This is a genomic window from Paraburkholderia phymatum (assembly GCF_038900715.1).
In the GTDB taxonomy this organism is placed as follows: Bacteria; Pseudomonadota; Gammaproteobacteria; order Burkholderiales; family Burkholderiaceae; genus Paraburkholderia; species Paraburkholderia phymatum_A.
This window is the reverse complement of record NZ_JAYMRZ010000038.1, coordinates 22818-42374: the sequence shown is the minus strand read 5'-3', so window position 1 is coordinate 42374 and position 19557 is coordinate 22818. Positions and strand designations below refer to the sequence as shown.

The following is a 19557-nucleotide window of genomic DNA, read 5'->3' as shown; positions in this document are numbered from 1 at the left end:
CCAGGGACTCAGCCAAAGGAGACGAACGATGCTGTTCCACGTACGAATGGATGTCAATCTACCGGCCAACATGCCAGCGGATGTGGCCAACGAAATAAAAGCACGCGAGAAAGCGTACTCACAGGAGCTACAGCGGAGCGGTAAGTGGCGCCACATCTGGCGGCTGGCAGGCGAATACGCAAACTACAGTGTCTTCGATGTCGAGAGCAACGCCGAGCTGCATGACATCTTGAGCGGCCTTCCCCTATTCCCGTATATGAAGATCTCAGTGACGGCCTTGTGTCGCCATCCGTCGTCCATCCATAGCGACGACGCCTGATTTTCAGTAAGGGACGCTCTTTCGAGGGCGAGTGCGTCCTAACGGTTCTTGCCCCCATAAGTAGTGGAGACAATCATCATGAGCACCAAGGTGTTCGATACAAACGAAGTACAAGAGTTGCTGAAGGCTGCGGTCAACCTTGAGGGGGAAAACGGCAACCTCCGTTTCAAGGCGATTCTGCACCGGTTGTTGAGCGATCTGTTCAAGGCTATCGACGATCTCGACATCACGCCCGATGAGGTTTGGGCCGGCGTCAACTACCTGAACGTGCTCGGCCAACAAGGCGAAGCGGCGTTGCTCGCTGCCGGCCTCGGGCTGGAGAAGTACCTCGACATTCGAATGGATGCGGCGGACAGGGACGCTGGCATCAACGGCGGCACGCCCCGTACGATCGAAGGCCCGCTTTACCTCGCGGGCGCGCCGGTGCGCGATGGCGTATCGAAGATCGATATCGACCCGGATCCGGATGCGGGCCCGCTGGTGATCCACGGCACCGTCACAGGCCCCGACGGCAAGCCGGTCGCCAATGCCGTAGTCGAATGCTGGCATGCCAACTCGAAGGGCTTCTATTCGCACTTCGATCCTACATGTTCTCAAAGCCAGTTCAACCTGCGTGGTGCGGTGAAAACCGGGGCCGATGGAAAGTACGAATTCCGCACGCTGATGCCCGTTGGCTACGGATGCCCGCCGCAGGGCCCGACTCAGCAATTGCTTAACGCTGTCGATCGTCACGGCAACCGCCCTGGGCACGTTCATTTCTTCGTCACCGCCCCCAACTTCCGCAAACTGACAACGCAGTTCAATATCGAGGGCGACCCGCTGATCTGGGACGACTTCGCGTACGCGACCCGCGAAGAACTCATTCCGCCTGTCGTCGCAAAGGCAGGTGGCGCGGCGCTGGGATTGAAGGCTGACGGCTACAAAGATATCAAGTTCGATATCGCGCTGACGACCCTGGTCCACGGCAAGGACAATCAGGTAGTCAACCGCAAGCGCGCGTCAGCCGGGAAGTGATTGTCACAGGCGGTGGCGGCCCAACGCCGCCGCTTTGCCTGCTGCAGGAGAGAACCAACGCAGTCGAGTTCTCTTCCAACGTTAGGAAACGCGCACCCGGCTAACGTACGCGAGTGCGCTTCAGCGTCTGAGACGGGGTTTCGCCAAACAGATCCTTATACTCCGAAGAAAACCGCCCTAGGTGCGAGAAACCCCAGCTCATCGCGATCGATGAGACATTGTGTTCGGAGCGATGTTCGAGCAGGTCACGCCGCACGCCCTCGAGCCTAAACCTTCGCACAAATGCCATGGGCGATTGCCCGAAATGCTGCCTGAAGGCTTCGAAAAGCCTGTAACGCGACACGCCAGCCGCCCGTTCTATGTCTTCCAGTGCAATGTCGTTACGCGCGTTGTCGACGATGAACTGACGGGCACGCCGAAGGTAGTGCGGCGGAGCAGACCGCAATGTAGCGAGTTCTTCAAAATAATTGTGAGGCTGAGACAACAAGAGCCCCTTAAGCAGCGCATGCTCGATGTCAGCTGTCAGATACGAGTGGTTCAGTAGCGGAGCCGACTGCTCCATCTCGCCCAGCACAAATTTGACCAACCGCCACCATGCCGCCTGATCTCCATTCGCGGCATCCATATCCGGCTGAAAAACCAACGCCCCATCGAGCGGCCGCTGCAATAGGGTCTCAAGCACTGTGCGTAGCGCGGGACGGGGAATCGAAACGATAATCTTGCGGCAGTTCCCTCCGATCGCCAGTTCTTGGGTTTCCTCGGGGGAAACGATCAGACCTTTTCCCTCATCCGATGACCACAAGCGACCACGCATCGCGAGTTTCTGCTCGCCAGTGAGTGGAAGGCTAATACTGTAGCAATTCAGCGGAGCGCCTTTCCGCACCAGGACCGTTACGTCGGTGCCGTATTCCACGTAGCCAAGCGTGCATGCCGTGGAGCGCAGCACAGTGCCCGAGTGACGAAATCGCACATCGCCGGGGTGACGTACTTCGAGCCCGTGCGGGCCGCAGATCAAGGCCATCCAATCCCGCGCCCCGTCTAAGTCGTGACGCGAGGCTTGAATTCCGTAGCCATCGTTAGCAGCCATAGAAGACATTGCTCGCAATACCTGTACCTGAAGCTTGAAGAATAGACGATTCCACAACCGAAAAGAAGCGCTGCGGCCGATAAGTCAGCTTGGCAAAGGTGGGACGAATAGACGTCTGCGACTAGCGAGCCTGGCCAGTTCCCGCAGCACTTCGGGGCGATCTTCGCCGACGGGTGGATGTCCGCTCGCCAAGAGGCAAAAAAATGGATAAAGGACGCCCACCAAGCGGATAGTGCCGGCCCCTCGTCCGGTGTCCAATCCTGTCTACCAAGCACCCATTCATAAGCCCGAGAAAAGCTGGAGGAGCAACGATCGTGAGCGCAAAGAGAACCACTTTGCAGTGGCAGGAATTTATTCGTGGATGCCTCGACTTCCGCCCCGCGGATGGCGTCTATCGCGTCGCGCGCGAGATGTTCACGCAGCCCGAATTGTTCGACCTGGAGATGGAATTCATCTTCGAGAAGCGCTGGATTTACGCCTGCCACGAAAGCGAAATTTCGAAACCGCACGATTTCATGACGATGCGCGCGGGCCGGCAACCGATGATCATCTCGCGGGACGCCAGCGGCCAACTGAACGCCATGATCAACGCGTGCCAACACCGCGGCGCAACCCTCACGCGCATGAGTAAGGGGAATCAGTCCACTTTCACTTGCCCGTTCCACGCATGGTGCTATAAGAGCGATGGCCGGCTCGTCAAAGTAAAGGCTCCGGGCGAGTACTGCGACGATTTCGACAAGGCAACGCGGGGATTGAAGAAGGCACGCATAGCAAGCTACAAGGGCTTCGTGTTCGTGAGCCTGGACGTTGAAGCTACCGATACGCTCGAGGATTACCTCGGCGATGCTCGCATCTTCTTCGACATGATGGTCGAGCAATCGCCTACGGGGGAACTCGAAGTTCTGCCCGGCAAATCGACCTACACCTATGAAGGGAACTGGAAGCTGCAGAACGAGAACGGGCTCGATGGCTACCACGTCAGTACTGTGCACTACAACTACGTTGCCACGGTTCAGCATCGCCAGGAATCGAACGCGAAGAAGGATGGGAAGCAGAGCACAACCCTCGACTACAGCAAGCTCGGTTCGGGCGACGCGGATACCGACGATGGTTGGTTCGCATTCGAAAACGGCCACAGTGTGCTATTCAGCGACATGCCCAATCCCGAGGTACGTCCGGGCTATGCGAGCGTGACACCGCGCCTCGTTGAAGCTCACGGCCAACAGAAGGCTGAGTGGATGATGCATCGACTGCGCAATCTGAACATCTATCCGAGCCTCTTTTTCATGGATCAAATCAGTTCTCAGCTTCGCATCGTGCGGCCCGTGGCCTGGAACAAAACGGAAGTGATCAGCCAGTGTATCGGTGTAAAGGGCGAATCGGATCAGGACCGCGAGAATCGCATTCGACAGTTCGAGGACTTCTTCAACGTATCCGGGATGGGCACGCCAGACGATCTAGTCGAGTTCCGGGAACAGCAACGTGGCTTTCAGGCGCGGCTCGAACGATGGAGCGATATCTCGCGCGGCCATCATCGTTGGGTGACGGGCGAGACCGAGAACACACGCCTACTCGGCATCAAGCCACGTCTCACTGGAACGGAACTCACACATGAGGGCTTATATGTGAACCAGCATGGAGCGTGGGAAGAGTCGCTGTTGAAAGGACTCTCGCAAAAATCCAGCGATACCGAGGAGGCTTAAACCATGCAAGCGCTGCAACATTCAGTCGAGCAGTTTCTTTATCGCATGGCGGAGCTTTGCGACGCACAACTCTGGGACGAATATCTCGATCTGTTCGACGAGAACAGCGAATTTCACGTACCGCAGTGGGACTCCGAGCACGAATATACGAGCGACCCGAAACGCGGTATGTCGCTGATCTACTATTCGAACCGCACGGGTCTAGAAGACCGCGTCTTTCGCTTGCGAACCGGCAAATCCGCCGCATCGACGCCGCTGCCGCGAACGATGCATCAGATCACCAACGTGCGCATCACTCCGTGCGAAGGCGGTAACTATGAGGTGAAGGTGAACTGGGCAACGTTTTATGCTCGTCAAGGCATAGGCGAGTGCTTCTTGGGGCGGGCTACCTACCACCTGCGCGAACACGGTCAAAGTTGGAAGATCACCAAGAAGCATGTGCTGCTGCTCAACGACACCATCAACGCGGTGCTCGACTTTTACCATCTTTGAGCGGAGTGCCTCCCCATGAGCTACAAAGTTGCTTTTAGTTTTGCCGACGGCAAAACCGTGTTCTTCGACGCCCGGGGCGATGAGCTTTTACTCGACGCTGCGTTGCGCAACGGGGTGAACATTCCCCTTGATTGCCGAGAAGGCGTATGCGGCACCTGCCAGGGACGCTGCGAATCAGGCAGCTACACGCAGGACTATGTTGACGAGGAGACGCTTACCTCGGCTGACCTCGCGCAACGCAAGATTCTTTCTTGCCAGACGCGCTTGCAGTCGGACGCGTCTTTCTATTTCGATTTCGATTCGAGCCTGTGTAACGCCGGAGGCACCTCGCTCCTGTCCGGGCGCGTCGCCGATGTACAGCAGGTTTCCGAAACAACCGCAATTTTGCATCTCGATGCGAGTTCACACACGCGACGGCTCGACTTCCTCCCCGGACAATATGCACGCCTCAAGGTGCCCGAAGCGGACGTCTGGCGGTCCTACTCGTTCGCGAATCGGCCCGATGACAGCAACCAGTTGCAGTTTCTGATCCGGCTTCTTCCTGACGGCGCAATGAGCAATTACATACGCGATCGATGCAAGCCAGGGCAAACGATCGAGTTCGAAGCGCCGTTCGGAGCCTTTTATCTGCGACAGATCGAGCGCCCGCTAGTTCTGGTTGCCGGCGGCACCGGCTTGTCTGCGTTTTTGGGCATGCTTGACGACCTTGCACAGAGGGGCGGCTGCGGGCAGCCGATCCGCCTCTACTACGGCGTGACCAACGCGCGCGATTTGTGCGAGCTTGAGCGCCTTGCACGCTATGAAGACAGTATCGTTAACTTCCAATGCGAGATTGTCGTAATGAACCCCTCGGCAGAATGGCTGGGCAAGACGGGGCTTATTCCACAGCATTTCGACCGCGCGTTCCTGGACGCCATGTCGGTCGACATGTACTTGTGTGGGCCGCCTCCGATGGTGGAGGCGATCAAAGTGTGGCTGGCGACTGAACAGCGCGACAAACATAGGCTCTTCTACGAGAAATTCGCGGAGAGCAACAGCCTTTAACCGCCCCACCTCGAAGCGGTAACGACGCCGACGATTCGTTCGCCGTTGGTGAGAGGAATGCGGGTGCCGGGCAAGCACCGAACCCGCGTTGTGTATCCGCGCCTCATCGATAAAAAACTCAATTCGAGCCCTGCCTGGATTAACGGGGATATAAATAATGAAAAAAAGGACGCTTAGCGTTTCTACACGCCTCCTTATCGCGTTCGGCACCCTATTCATCCTATTCTCGATGGAAGGCGCCGTTTCGTTGGACAAACTTCAAGAAGCCAACACTCGCCTCTCTCGAATCGTCGACGATGGAAACGTCAAATTGGCATTGGCGGAAGATCTCTCTCGTCAGGTTTTTATCGGGATGGACTCCATAAAAACAATATTGCTTATAACCGATGCGAACGCGATCTCATCTTTCACTGCGCGCGGTTATGACGCAAAACGAAAATTCTTGGCTGACCGAGAAGCACTGCGTAAGATCGCGCTCGGGTCTCCTGAGGCCACTGAGCTGATAGACGCAATTTTCGAGACTAACGATAAGCGGACGGTACCGGACTTCGATCACTTCGTGACGTTGGCCCGGAACGGGCAGCGCGACGAAGCTGCGCAGTGGTTGGTCGATCGAGCCGCACCGTCGTTGCAAGCGCTTCAAGATACGATCACGCACTTCACGCAATTCCAGACGGCACGTAACGCGGAACAGAAGCTGCGAGCTGTCACGACGTATGAGAGAGCGAAGGTGACCCTTGTGATCGTTCTGACAGGTTCGACTTTCATACTGTTGGGGGTTGGGCTCGCTCTATCTCGAAGCCTGCTGCATGAGTTGGGCGCGGAACCGGTTACCGCACGAGAAATCGCTTCTACGATCGCGCAGGGTGATCTATCGAGTGAGCCTGCAGTTCTCGGCGCACCTCCAGGCAGCTTGATTGTGGCAATGAGAGAGATGCATATCGGTCTCAGGCGGGTTGTCGAGAGCGTACGCCACTATGCTGAAACAGTCGCGCTTGGGAGTCGAGAGATTGCACAAGGAAACGACGAACTATCAGCACGCACGGAGGAGCAAGCCGCGTCGCTCCAAGAGACTGCAGCCAGCATGACGGAATTGACCGAAGCTGTCAGGCAGAACGCAGACAACGCACGAGAGGCAAACTCTCTTGGCGCGCATGCCTCCGCCATGGCCAAGTCCGGGAACGAAGCGGTCCAGGATTTGGTAAGCACGATCGGGGAGATAAGCGGCAGGTCCACGAAAATTGCCGATATCACTAGCTTGATAGAAGGCATAGCGTTCCAGACGAACATACTTGCACTTAACGCAGCTGTTGAGGCCGCTCGTGCGGGCGATCACGGACGCGGTTTCGCCGTCGTGGCTAACGAGGTCCGTGGGCTCGCCCAACGGTCGGCGTCCGCTGCCAAGGAGATAAAGGAACTTATTGCCTCATCCCTCGCAATAATTCAGGGCGGCGTAGACCAAGCCGGCAAAGTGAACGAAATGATTGGCGATGTCGAGCAGGCCATAGAGCGTGTATCGGTCATCGTGAGCGAAATCGCTACTGCGTCGATGGAACAGAGCCGAGGCATCGAACAGATAAATCAAGCCGTGTCGCAAATGGACGGCGTGACGCAGCAGAACGCTGCACTGGTCGAGCAAGCGGCGGCAGCCGCGCAGTCGCTCGACGAACACGCTTGGAAGTTGAAGGACGCCGTTGCGACATTTAAATTGACTGCGTGACCGGGAATCTCACAAGTCATTTTTTGGGAGATTGCGATAGTCCTATCATCGAAAACGTCTCTTCAACTTGAGGTCGGTCCAATGTGCAAAGACACCAAACGAAGAACACCCGCTTTCTCTCAGCCACAAGGATTGTGCAGGCACTTGGAAGCCGCTCGGGAAGGTGAACGGAAACGAATCGCAATGGAGATCCACGACGAGCTGGGGCAACTGGTCACTGCTCTGAGACTTGAAGTGTCGCTGTTGAGGGAGAACTTGTCGCCCGATTCAATTGCGGTGCAAAAGGCCGAAGAAATGAAAGTGCTCGTCGAGTCGATCATGGGGGCGGCTCGCAGTGTAGTGAACCGGCTGCGGCCCGCTGCGTTGGATTTCGGGATCGTACCAGCACTCGAGTGGCTGGCGAACGACTTCAGACGGCGTTCACAGATTTCATGCCGTCTGTATGTGACGGGTCGTGAACCGCGTTTATCTGAAATCCATGCTACGGGGATTTTTCGTATCGCCCAAGAGTCACTGACGAATATCGCTCGCCACGCCTCCGCCTCGCACGTAGAAATCACATTGACCACATCAAGTTCTAAGATTGAGCTCGTCGTCAGCGACAATGGAAAAGGGTTTGATATGTTGGAGCGGCGCCCTGGCTCGTATGGACTATTGGGGATGGCCGATCGGGCGAGAATGATGGACGCCCGCCTCGAGATCCACAGTCAACCCGGAAACGGCTCGGTGGTCCAGTTGCGCGTTAATGAAGATGATGCTCTCATTACAGAATAGATATAGACGGCTTACGACTTATAAAAATTGAAAATTCGAATTGTCACGCGTATGCGATCAGCATTCGAGCTTGACTAAAGCGCTGTATCAGAGCGGTGGCTAATCTGCTTGATAAAATCAGTACTGTTACGGACTGGACTGAATTAAACCTCGGCGCGCTTGTATCAATTTGCAATTTTAAGTCATCACCTATTCCAGCCACTGGATGCGCCGCGATCGCAAGAACACGAACTCCCTGAAGCGGAATCCGACGGAAGGTTTTTCAAAGCCGATGAGCAGAAGGCGCCCCGCTATCGATGACCTTACCCCTCGGAGCACCACGAGCTGGTAGCCTCAGGTCCGCCACCTGAGCGTTTCCGGCTCTCGCCTTCGTGCCGCGTAGGCATCGCCATCCTTTGAGGGACGCCGGTGCGGCGTTCAAATTGACGGCGTGACCACGTCGTCTCGGCCAACCCATAAGTTCCACTTCAGAAACATACCTTTTCCAAACATTCATAAGCCAGGGAGCGTGGCTTCCAGTCGTTTTGATAAAATCGGTACGGGCATAGTCCGCTCAAACGCAGGCCCTGTCATTCTCGTATTAAGACGAAATTCGAGTCTTATCATCTATTATTTCCCACTGGACACGCCGTGAATCCCTATTCGAAACCAAAGAATTCCGGAGCACCGGTCGAAAACCCCGACTCCATTTTTGACGAAGTGATCAATCGCAAGAATACGAACTCGTTGAAGTGGGAGTCGGGGGACAGATTTCTCAAGACCGATGAACTTGAAGCGAACCCGCTACCGATGTGGGTCGCCGATATGGATTTCAGAGCGCCGCAGCCTGTCATCGATGCCCTTCGCGAGGCCGTCGAGTTTGGCGTTTTCGGGTATCCACGCGGAGCAAGCAGGAGCTACGTCGACGCCGTCGTAGGCTGGCAAGCGAAGCGGTTCGGGTGGGAAGTAGCTCGCGAATGGGTGATACAAACGAGCGGCATCATCACCGTACTCAAGACCGCTATTCAAGCATTTTCGGCACCCGGGGACTCAGTCCTAATCCAGCCCCCCGTTTACTCTCATTTCCACGACGACGTTCTGATGAACGGTCGCCGTCTGGCGTTGGCGCCACTCGAGCGGACAGAGAACGGATACCGCTTCAACGAAAAGATGTTCGAGGCAGCGATCCTCGATAACACCAAAGTGTTCATCCTCAGCAACCCGCACAATCCGACGGGTAACGTATGGTCGGAGGACGAACTGCGAGCCATGGGTGAGATCTGTGATCGGCACGGCGTACTGGTGATTTCGGACGAGATTCATCAAGACTTGATCCTCAATCCGGTCAAACGGCACGTGCCATTTGCCTCGCTCGGAAACAAGTTCGCCCAGGGCAGCATCACCTGCACTGCGCCTAGCAAGACATTCAATTTGCCGGGCCTGCAGAGCGCGAACGTGTTCGTGCCGAATCGACGTCTTCGTGAGGAACTACGCCGTCAGTACGACCGGAATATGTATCCGGCGGTCAACACGCTAGGTATGGTAGCCGCGGAGGCCGCCTATACCCACGGCGAATCGTGGCTGGCACAGTTGCTGGACTACCTCCGCGAAAATCACATTTACTTTCGTAACGCGGTCCACCGCATCACCTCGAAGATTCAGGTCTTGCCGGCCGACTCTCTCTATCTCGCGTGGATGGATTGCCGGGCGCTTGAAATGGATGCTGAAAGGCTCGACAAATTCATGCTCACCAAAGCTCGGCTGTGGCTCGACAAGGGCCAGAAGTTCGGTAGCGCTGGGCACGGCTATATGCGTGCAAATCTCGGGTGCCCCCGCGCTACCATCGTCGAGGCGATCCGGCGACTAAGCGAAGCAGTGGCTGGACTCTAAAGCGAACTCGGCTGGACTCTAAAGCGAACTCGGCCGGCATCGATACGGAACGGATCGCACCGTCAGTAGACGCCGCCGATACGAAGTAGATGCCGCCGATATGAGTTACGTTTGAGGTATGCAGCAAAAACGCCCGCCGGGTTTCATGCCGGCGGGCGTTTTTGGGACCGACTCAGAGCTTCGATATCAGTGTCCCAACAACTTGAAGAGTGGCGTACTGATCAGCATAAGGCCGGTGAATCCGACGAACCACACGCTCGCGGAGCGGAACTTCCTAAGCGCGGGAACACGCCACACCAAGTAGCATGGAATGAGGCATGATACCGTGCCGAACGTCGGGGACGTCCACTGCAGAAGTGCCATCGTAGAAATGTTACTCCAGACCCACACCGTCAGGAGCAGCGTCGACAGCGCAGCGATCCCCACAGGAAGTACGCGGTCAAGACGTGAGCTCCGCGCCATGAACCGGTCGAGAACATTGACGACGATCCCTTTCATCGCGTCATGAAAACCGAGGTAGGCGCCAAAGAAAGCCGACAACATTGCGAGAACGTTCAGCGTCGTGGCAAGAATCTTGACCGTATCGCCAGGAATCACGCGTGCAGAGAGTGCCAGCGCAGAAATGTTCTGCGATACAGCGTATCGTGCATCTTCCGAACTAACCGAGAACAAAAACGAAAAGGCGAAGAAGAGCACGCTCACAACCAGAATGATGTACGCATATCTGCTTGCCCGTAACGCACGGTACGTCGCAATCGCAGGATCAGACTCTGCCTTTCTGAACGCAACGTTCATTGGATTCAAGATCTGTATGTAGACGATCGAGAACACCGCAAACGGGAGGGACACCAGAACGTTTTCGATGAACGAAAAAACGTTTTCGGGTGCAACGAAGCTCACGTTTTTCAGATTCCAGTAGGGCATCATCGACAGCCCAAGGAAGACCACGATCGCGAGCTTGGTTACGATGAGCGGGCCTGAAACTCGGAACAGTACCTTCTCGCCGCATGACGCGATCGCGACCATCGCTCCGATGACACAGAGCGGAAACCAATGAGTGGCCGCCAAAGACGCATGGGTCACACCAAAGACTTGCAAATAGGACGCACCATCATGCGTAAGCGTCGTGGAATATGCCAGCATCGCCTTAGTCAGCGTGATAAAGTACACGACGCTGAGCGCTGCCGCCCAATTCTTCCCGAGATACTCAGTGATGATTCCGGTGTAGTCCTTGCACTGACCGCTGGCAGAAAGTGATCTAATATAAAGATTCGAAAGAAACTGCACCGCCGGATAGGCTATTGCCAATGCCGCTGCGGAAACCCAAAAACCTTTGACTCCCATTTGGAGTGGCATAAATACAATGCCGGATCCGATTGCCATTCCGATGCAAAGGACCACCCACCCTGCATCGTACGCCGTGAACGGAATCCGCTCGACGGAGCCACCTTCGAGTTCAATCGAACTGCTACCGAGAATTCCCATCTTGCGCACCACCTCTCGAACTGAACAACGCTGGAATAAACGCCGATTCTTCGCGCGTCGGATTAAAACACTAATTAAAACGCTAGATTTCCACTAAAATCAAATTCTTTATAAATTTAAAATAAGCGTAAATTCATATGCGATCAGTGTAGATTCCGAGTCTCCGAGGTTCTATCGGTAGTCACCCTACAAATTCATGACCATTAATACAGTCATTTGTGAAATACAGTCAAAACAGATAAAGCGTGCAAAAACCGTCTCTCTGCACTGCGTAACACTTTCTCCCCCGGCGAGTTCGACAGGCCCCGAGCACGGTGAGGCGCCCGCCGCTTGCATGCGGGCGATATCACACGCGGTCTACTGAAGCGTCGACAGGGCAGGCTTGAAATGCGGCTGCGGTGGGATGACGATGCAACGCAACGGCTGCCCCTTCGATTGTCTAGTCGCGTTGTCTGCAATGAGTTCGGCAAGCTTCGTCATGACGAGCTCGCCGCCGCCTGCAACATGCGGAGTGATGATGAGATTGGGAGCTCGCCACAATGGATTCGCCTCTGGCAGTGGTTCAGGAACGGCCACATCAATGCCCGCGCCCCCGATATGACCAGTACGAAGCGCGTCCACTAACGCATCTTGATCGATGACTTCGCCACGCGCGACATTGATCAGGAGACATCCCCGCCTGCACTCGCGAAGTGTCTGCGCATTGATTAGGTTCACGGTGTCCGGATGTGCCGGGACCGCGATAACGGCGACGTCCGCCAACCGGAGGGCGGCGGGCAGTTCGCTCGATGCATACACGTCATCCGCTAGTTCTGACGGTTTCGGCGTGCGCATTACGGCGACGATCTTCATGCCGAAGGCCCGGGCTCTCAGTGCGATTTCTTTCCCAATGGAGCCGAACCCGACCACGACCATCGTACGATCCTGCAGTGAACCCATATAGCTCATCAACTGCCGTTCCCAAGCTCGGCGCTCCTTCTGCCGGACCGCTTCAGGCAGCCGTTTCGTGAGTGCGAGCAGAAGTGCCATCACGTGTTCGGCAACCGAGACCGACCACGCGTCGCCAGCATTGGTCACTGTAACGCCAGGGGGAACCCCAAATCGTTGCAGGTTTTCGTAGCCGGCCGACAGGGTCTGGATCCATCGTAGCTTGCGTGCCCCCGCTAAGACTTCCGCGACGTCAGCCGAATAGGCGGGGCCGGCAAGCACGACACCCTCAGCCTGTCGAAAAGCGGCGGCATGCTGCTTCACGTCATCCGCATAGGTCAGAACAGCACCTGGTACGGCCGCAATGGCCGGTCCTACCGCGTCTCGTCCGAACTTACCCAAGAAAACAATATTCACCTCTTGCCTTTCCGCTGTTCACTTGGCCAGCTTTACGCAGGATTTGACCATGCGCTGTTCCGCCTCGCGCTGCAGTGTCATACCGAAGCCGGGAGTCGTCGGCACGGCAAATTTGCCGCTCTCGGGCTGCAAGTCTTCTTCGAATAGCTCTCTATTGGCACGCCGCAGCGTATAGGCGTGATTCTCGTGGATATTGAAGTTCGGAATGCCGGCCTCGAATTGCAGCGCGATCGCGGTGGCCAACGGCGATCCGCAGACATGCGCCTGCACTCCCACGTCGTAAGCGTGGGCCAGATGCGCGACCCGATACGCTTCACTAATACCCCCGACTAGGCAGGCGTCAGGTTGGATCATGTCGATCGAGCCTGCCTCGAGGTAGGGCAAAAAGCCCCAGCGCGTGTAGAGACGCTCGCCGATAGCAAGCGAGACGGGCGACTTGCGAGCCATTTTCAAGTGCGCATGGTTGCTATTGTTGTGAGTCGGTTCCTCGATAAAAAGGATGTCGAGATCGCGGACGAGTTCAGCGATCTGCAATGCGCCTGCCGTCGAGGTCAACGCGTTGAGCTCGAGAATGATATCCGCATCCGTTCCCAGCCCCTCGCGGACAGCCTCCATCCGTTTGCGGAACAGCTTGCGTTGCGCCGGCGTAAGGACGCCGCGCAGCCCGGTGGCGTACTTACCCTCTTCGTCCATCATGATAGGGTTTACTTTGACGCAGTCGTACCCCAGTTCCCGCACGTGTGCGGCGGCCTCCCGGTACTGTGCCGGCTGCCCGATCCACTGCGCCTGTTCGCCCCAACCGAGGTGAAGCTGGCTCGCGTAACAACGCAACGGTTCCGGCGTGGCGCGTCCGAGCAGTCGGTGCACCGGTTGGCCGAGCGCCCTCCCCTTGATGTCCCACAGCGCGCAATCGATAGCACTGATCGCCGCGAAGACGATTGGTCCGCCGCCATCAGCCCATACCGAACGTCGAAGTAGGCTCTCCCATACGGTATCGGTATTGAAGGGGTCTGCGCCAAGCACGAATCGCTCGCCGAGCGTCAAAATCATGGGCGCAACCGCCGGGCTGCCCGCACCATACGTCACGCCAGCCTCCCCGAGGCCGCTAATGCCTTCGTCCGTATGCACACGAGCGAGTACGACGCGCCAAGATGCCATGCCGTCACGACCCGACAGGTCGGCCTCGAGTACCTCGATTTGCGTAATTTTCATGTCTTTGCTCCTCCATTAGCACCGCCGTGTTTACACAGCGCTCAACGCGTTGGCCCGCGGGCATTGCAAATGCAACGTGTCTTCCTCCGGGATACGCGCAAACGCTCCCACCCGTGGAAACGCCCCCATCCTGCATAAAGCGCCTCGCGCTGACAAACGAGTTCTACTTTTCTGGAAAGAAAGAAATTCTTGCTTTCATGACGCCCCGCCTCGCTCCGCCGCGCCAGGCTTAGCGCCGCGCTCGGCCAAATAGCATCGAGCCCATTCGTGAACAATTTTCACCACTGCTTTTCCCAATTCGCGCTTCAAGTGGAAGCGTGAGCACGAACACAATGTGCTAATGGGCTGCCCTAGGCACGCCCAGCGTGCGTAGTGATTAGGCGACCCAATCCACCGAGCCTGCCGCCTACGTGGCGCTTGCGCTTTTAGCCACTCATCAAGGAGACATCCACATGATGCAAGACTGGAACAACTACCGCGCCTCTTTGCAGGCGCGCGTCGCTGACTATGCCGAACTGAGCCCGGAGGTGATGAAGGGCCTCGCCGCCATTCAAAATGCCCCTGTGAAAAACGGCACACTGGGCCCGAAGATTCACGAACTGATCTCGCTGGCCGTCGCTGTAACCACGCGCTGCGACGGCTGCATTGCGTCGCATACCAAGAAAGCCGTCGAACATGGCGCAACGCGGGAGGAAATCGTGGAAGCGCTGAGCGTCGCGATCGCAATGAACGCCGGCCCCGCGCTGGTCTACTCGGCACGCGTTCTGGAAGCACACTCGCAGCTGCCTAACACCTAAGTCGCCCTCCGATGCGGCCGGTTGCCGAGCTATTCGGCAAGCCGGCCGCTTATCTTTTTTGAAAATGACCGAAGTCGGGGAGATGTAGTCGTGGCATTGCAACGCTTTAGTCACTGCAGTCACTGGGGCGCCTATTCGGTCCTGGTGGATGACGGCCATGTCGTCGGAATTGAACCCTTTGCCGGTGATCCAGCGCCATCGCCGATCATTCACTCGGTAAAACACTGGGCTGATTCCAAACACCGGATTGCCCAACCGATGGCGCGCGAGCGTTGGCTCGAGAACAAGGGGCCCAACGAGCGCAGACCGGATGATCGTTTCGTGCCGTTGTCATGGGACGAAGCGCTGCAACTCGTCGCCGACGAAATCGAGCGCGTGCGCCAAACGTTCGGCAATTCTTCGATCTTTGCGGGTTCCTACGGCTGGACGAGCTGCGGCCGTTTTCATCACGCGTCGTCACAGCTCAAACGGCTTCTCAATTTAGTCGGCGGCTATACCGGTCACGTCGACACCTACAGCACCGCAGCAGGTCCCGTGATCTTGCGACACACGCTCGGCGATGCCGAAGCGTGCAACGGCGGAGCCACAACACTGGACGCTGTCGCCGAGCATGCGCAGACCGTCGTCGTGTTCGGCGGACTCTCGCCGCGCACCGCCCAAAGCGAAGCCGGCGGCATCGCCCGCCACCAGTTGGAAGACTATCTGCGCGCGATGGTCGCGCGTGGCGTGCATTTCGTCCTCATCTCTCCGCTACGCGACGATCTTCCCGATTGGGTACCCGCGGAGTGGTGGCCCATTCGGCCGAACACCGACACGGCCGTGATGCTCGGGCTAGCAGGCGAGATCGTCGCTGCCGGGCGACATGACCGTGATTTCCTCGCCACGTACTGCAGTGGCGCAGATCGCTTCGTCGACTACTTGTCCGGCAACGCGGATGACACTCCGAAGAATGCGGCGTGGGCGGCGGCGATCGCAGATCTCGACGCATCGCGTCTAAGGCAACTCGCTCTACGCCTCGTCGAAACGCGGTCGATGCTGACGGTGGGCTGGAGCCTCCAACGCGCCCATCACGGCGAGCAGCCCTATTGGGCAGCGTTAGGTCTCGCCGCCGTCATTGGCCAGATAGGGTTGCCCGGAACGGGCGTCGGCTATGGATATGGATCGCTCGGTGGTATGGGTCCTCCTCTGGCTGCGTCGAATTCGCCAGCGTTTCCGCAAGGATCAAAGCCGATTCGCGATTTCATCCCGTGCGCGCGGATCGCCGATCTACTGTTGAATCCCGGAACGACGTTTACCTACGAAGGCGGGACCCATGTGTATCCCGACATTCGTCTTGTCTACTGGGCAGGCGGAAACCCCTATCACCATCATCAAGACCTAAACCGGCTGCGCCGCGCGTGGACGCGGCCGGAGACCATCATCGTTCAAGACCCCATGTGGACGGCGACCGCACGCCGTGCCGATATCGTTCTTCCCGCCAGCACATCGATCGAGCGCAACGATATCGCCGGCGCGAGGCGCTCGGGCCATCTGGTCGCCATGCATCAGGCCATCGCCCCGGTGGGTCAGGCGCGCAGCGACTACGACATCATGCGAGGGCTCGCGGAACGGCTAGGTGTGGAACCGGCGTTCAGCGAAGGACGAGACGAAATGGGATGGATTCGGCATCTGTACGAGATCGCTCGCAAAGACGCCCGCGAGCGTTTCGATCATCTGCTTCCTGAATTCGAGGATTTCTGGGAACAGGGCGTCGTCGAGGTTCCCACGCGGGCGAACTTCACCTATCTTGAGGATTTTCGAAAGGATCCCGAAGCGCATCCGTTGCCGACCGAGACGGGCCGTATCTTGCTATGGAGCGAGACCCTCGAGCGAAGCGGCCTCGACGATTGCCTCCCTCATCCGGCCTGGATCGAGCCAGCCGAGTGGTTGGGACGCGCCACGACGACCGAGATGCATTTGATCTCTCGGCAGCCGGTCGGAAAGCTGCATAGCCAGCTGGACGAAGCACCGGCAAGCAAAGCCACCAAACACAACGGGCACGAACAAGTGTGGCTTCATCCCGCCGATGCGAGCCGTTTCGGGATTGCCGACGGCGATACCGTTCGCTTATGGAATGGCCGCGGTCAATGTCTCGCCAGCGCGAAGGTAGTCGATGAAATTCGCCAACACGTTGTCATGCTTCCGACGGGCGCATGGTATGACCCGCAGGATAATACCGACGATGCGCTGGATCGCGCCGGTAATCCTAACGTACTCACCCTGGATAAGGGGAGTTCCGGGTTCGGACAGGGATGTGCGGCGCACACCTGCCTCGTGAACATCGAGCCGTATAGCGGTTAGCCGCAGGGCAGTGCACGTTGTCGCGCAATCGACTGGTTGGCATTCAGGTGTCCCGTACGCGAATTGCTCGCGGAGCTCCGCGAGCAATTCGCCCCTGTAGTCTTATTGCGTTGAACAGGAATAGCTCGCGGCATCGTCGGGACTGCCGCTGCCGTTGTAATGGGGATAGGCGGGGTATTTGCATAGCGGGCGCGTCAATACTGATTTGCCGGTGCCATCCAGCTTCGTCAACGTCAAGCGTTGCTGTGACGGAGGCGGGCCGCCTTCCGCCCAAGTCGACACCGCTTTGAGCAAGTCGACCTGGTCAGGACCTGGGCCGCCGAAGCAGTGCCCCACACCAGGTTCGAGAAATAGCTCGAGCGTGTCGTCCGTACTTGCACTGCCCATTTTAGTGACGACGGAGTCATAGTAGCGAGCGCTATCGCGCGGGCTGACTGACGTATCGTTGGTGCCGTTCATCATCACCATTTTGGCGCCGTGCGAATGCAGGCCGCTCAAATCCGGGTCGAACGCCTCGAACATCCCGCCAATCACAGCGAGTCGCGCACTCCACTGGTTTGGATCGAACTGCGACGTGTCGTAGTTCTGATCGCCCGTTACGAAAGACCGTATGAAGCCATCCGAGAAGAGTCCTTGCAACGAGTTCCCACCGTAAGCCCCCTGTGGCCAGATATAGGAGCCCCAGCCGTTAGCGGAATTCTCAAGACCAAAGTTGTAACCCGGATGCGTGATCGCATTGTCGGTAGTCGCGAAAGATGTCGTAATGGCCTGCACCGTCCCGATTTGCGTGTCGGACAAGCAACTGTCGCCAGTGTCGCCGCCCCCCGGACAACGCAGCACTGTCGGGTCGAATTTACATGCGGCCGGGTTTGAAATGATGCCGTCCTTTACACCGTCGAGTTCGTCGCATTGTGACAGCACCGCGTTGGCTAGCAGTGTTTGTTTCGCGGTATTCAGCGTGCCGGCGGGCACCCGCACCGCTTTGGCAACGCGATTGAACTGCATGAATAGTCCCATGACGTTTCCTGCCGGAGCTCGCGCCACGATCCCGTCGAAATCGTCTGGGTAGCGCTGCGCTTCGATCATCGCATCGTGCCCGCCCATCGAACACCCTTCAAAATAGCTCTTGGACGGTTGTGCGCCGTAAAAGCGCTGGATCAGCTCCTTTCCGAAAGGCAGCGAACGATGATCCCCAAGATGCGTGTAGTCGGCCAGTTGTTGAGGATCTGTGGCAAACTCGGCCTTGAAATAGTCCGGGTATTTGGCCGCCTCGGTGTAGTCATATCCACCGTTGGTCCCCATCGTTGCATAGTGCTCGCTTTGGATCGATGCGCTGTTGTAGCTCGCATTGAACGCGGCCATCGTACCGTCGAACCCGCCTCCGCCCAAAAACGCAAGTTTGCCGTTCCATCCGTCTGTAGGAAGGTTCAACTGCATCTTCAACTGCGATCCGATAATTTGCGCGTTGACCGCGCAGTATTCGGGCGACGTGCCCGATGCAGGGACGACTGTTGCCGTGCTCACTTGCGCTTCGTTGGCGCCGAGCATCGCGTTGACGAGCGTCGAGCAACGGCTGCGCAAGGTTTGCACATCGTTACTGGCTACATCGTGGTTGCCGCCACAACCGGCCAGCATACTAGCCACTGTTCCAAATAGCAGCGAGGCGAACAATTCCGACCTCGTCACACGAGCGGAAGATCTACGTTTCATGCCGGGCTCCGTCTCCGATTATTTTGTCGATATATGGCCGCTGCGCGGACCTCCGAAGAGACCTTCAAGCGTATTTATGCCCGCAGCGAATTTCCATGATCGGGGCGCCGTGATAAAAAGAAAAATACCGTTTGGAGACCTCGTCATCTGCAATCGAGATGGGCCGCATCGAGGGTGTCGAGATGAATATCGTGTGGCCGCAAAACGGAGACGTGACAGCGCACAAGCCCTACGTTGGCTGGCCTTGCATCTATGACCGCGCGTACCGAACTTACCGTGCTAATACGTCCAACTCTCCAAGGCTCACGTGTTGGCCGCGAGGGTCATGGAAATGAATCGGGAAATGGCCAACGGCTGCCGCCTCTACCGTCAGCGACGCTGCGTGCTCCGGCCCGACAGGCGTTTCCTGTTCGGTGAGCCCGTGCACCATGACCTCACCAGGCGTCGCAGAGTGGACGACGAGTACTGCGCGATCGCCCAGCCGCAGTTGTAGGCGCGCAGCGGTCGACGCCCCGACGGTGAGTTCGAGGCGATGCGTCACTGCGCTTGCATTGCGCGCCGGCAATAGCGCCGCATACATCCCGCCAAGCACCACAGCGACGACGAGCAGCAAGCAGGCGGATTTTCGTTTCATCGCTTACCCCAGG

At 57.4% G+C, this 19557-nt stretch carries 16 protein-coding genes; 10 read left to right on the top strand and 6 right to left on the bottom strand.

Translation table 11 applies throughout. From position 1 onward, the window contains the following. Window positions 1-28: 28 nt before the first annotated feature. Together catC and catA are read left to right on the top strand one after the other, a co-directional pair. Window positions 29-319, top strand: a complete 291-nt coding sequence (gene catC / locus VSR68_RS39785; protein WP_342933307.1) for a muconolactone Delta-isomerase — start codon at window positions 29-31, stop codon at window positions 317-319. Between the two features lie 78 nt (window positions 320-397). Continuing rightward, window positions 398-1333: a catechol 1,2-dioxygenase gene (gene catA, locus VSR68_RS39780; protein WP_342933306.1), complete on the top strand. Its 936-nt coding sequence runs from the start codon at window positions 398-400 to the stop codon at window positions 1331-1333. A 100-nt stretch (window positions 1334-1433) separates the two neighbouring features. Here the strand turns inward: catA and VSR68_RS39775 are convergent, their stop codons facing one another. Continuing rightward, window positions 1434-2420, bottom strand: a complete 987-nt coding sequence (locus VSR68_RS39775) for an AraC family transcriptional regulator (RefSeq protein WP_342933305.1) — start codon at window positions 2418-2420, stop codon at window positions 1434-1436. A gap of 314 nt (window positions 2421-2734) precedes the next feature. Between VSR68_RS39775 and antA the strand changes: the two genes are divergently transcribed. The 6 genes from antA to VSR68_RS39745 all read left to right on the top strand — a co-directional run bounded on the left by antA (window position 2735) and on the right by VSR68_RS39745 (window position 10022). After that, window positions 2735-4123, top strand: a complete 1389-nt coding sequence (gene antA / locus VSR68_RS39770) for an anthranilate 1,2-dioxygenase large subunit (RefSeq protein WP_342933304.1) — start codon at window positions 2735-2737, stop codon at window positions 4121-4123. Window positions 4124-4126: 3 nt separating this feature from the next. Beyond that, window positions 4127-4615 carry an anthranilate 1,2-dioxygenase small subunit gene (gene antB, locus VSR68_RS39765; protein WP_342944955.1) on the top strand — a complete coding sequence of 163 codons (489 nt, stop codon included), beginning with the start codon at window positions 4127-4129 and terminating at the stop codon, window positions 4613-4615. A gap of 15 nt (window positions 4616-4630) precedes the next feature. Beyond that, window positions 4631-5659 carry an anthranilate 1,2-dioxygenase electron transfer component AntC gene (gene antC / locus VSR68_RS39760; protein WP_342933302.1) on the top strand — a complete coding sequence of 343 codons (1029 nt, stop codon included), beginning with the start codon at window positions 4631-4633 and terminating at the stop codon, window positions 5657-5659. 157 nt (window positions 5660-5816) lie between these two features. Beyond that, window positions 5817-7379 carry a methyl-accepting chemotaxis protein gene (locus VSR68_RS39755; RefSeq protein WP_342944954.1) on the top strand — a complete coding sequence of 521 codons (1563 nt, stop codon included), beginning with the start codon at window positions 5817-5819 and terminating at the stop codon, window positions 7377-7379. Between the two features lie 81 nt (window positions 7380-7460). Further along, entirely contained in the window at window positions 7461-8153 is a 693-nt protein-coding gene (locus VSR68_RS39750; protein WP_342933300.1) for a sensor histidine kinase, read from the top strand. A 630-nt stretch (window positions 8154-8783) separates the two neighbouring features. Next, window positions 8784-10022 (top strand): MalY/PatB family protein, encoded by a 1239-nt coding sequence (locus VSR68_RS39745; RefSeq protein WP_342933299.1) that lies wholly within the window; start codon window positions 8784-8786, stop codon window positions 10020-10022. A 186-nt stretch (window positions 10023-10208) separates the two neighbouring features. Here the strand turns inward: VSR68_RS39745 and VSR68_RS39740 are convergent, their stop codons facing one another. The 3 genes from VSR68_RS39740 to VSR68_RS39730 form a co-directional block, all read right to left on the bottom strand. Further along, window positions 10209-11507, bottom strand: coding sequence for a transporter (locus VSR68_RS39740; protein ID WP_342933298.1), 1299 nt, complete (start codon window positions 11505-11507; stop codon window positions 10209-10211). A 357-nt stretch (window positions 11508-11864) separates the two neighbouring features. Then, window positions 11865-12851 carry a D-2-hydroxyacid dehydrogenase gene (locus VSR68_RS39735; RefSeq protein WP_342944953.1) on the bottom strand — a complete coding sequence of 329 codons (987 nt, stop codon included), beginning with the start codon at window positions 12849-12851 and terminating at the stop codon, window positions 11865-11867. A gap of 18 nt (window positions 12852-12869) precedes the next feature. Beyond that, a complete protein-coding gene (locus tag VSR68_RS39730) occupies window positions 12870-14063 on the bottom strand; it encodes a mandelate racemase/muconate lactonizing enzyme family protein (protein ID WP_342944952.1) in 1194 nt (397 codons plus the stop codon). Between the two features lie 452 nt (window positions 14064-14515). Here VSR68_RS39730 and VSR68_RS39725 point away from each other — a divergent pair, with 452 nt between their 5' ends. Beyond that, window positions 14516-14860, top strand: a complete 345-nt coding sequence (locus VSR68_RS39725) for a carboxymuconolactone decarboxylase family protein (protein WP_342933295.1) — start codon at window positions 14516-14518, stop codon at window positions 14858-14860. Window positions 14861-14950: 90 nt separating this feature from the next. Further along, window positions 14951-17200: a molybdopterin-dependent oxidoreductase gene (locus tag VSR68_RS39720; RefSeq protein ID WP_342944951.1), complete on the top strand. Its 2250-nt coding sequence runs from the start codon at window positions 14951-14953 to the stop codon at window positions 17198-17200. 102 nt (window positions 17201-17302) lie between these two features. Here VSR68_RS39720 and VSR68_RS39715 read toward each other — a convergent pair whose 3' ends face one another. After that, window positions 17303-18910: a tannase/feruloyl esterase family alpha/beta hydrolase gene (locus tag VSR68_RS39715; protein WP_342933293.1), complete on the bottom strand. Its 1608-nt coding sequence runs from the start codon at window positions 18908-18910 to the stop codon at window positions 17303-17305. 271 nt (window positions 18911-19181) lie between these two features. Further along, window positions 19182-19544 (bottom strand): hypothetical protein, encoded by a 363-nt coding sequence (locus VSR68_RS39710; protein WP_342933292.1) that lies wholly within the window; start codon window positions 19542-19544, stop codon window positions 19182-19184. Window positions 19545-19557 lie beyond the last annotated feature (13 nt).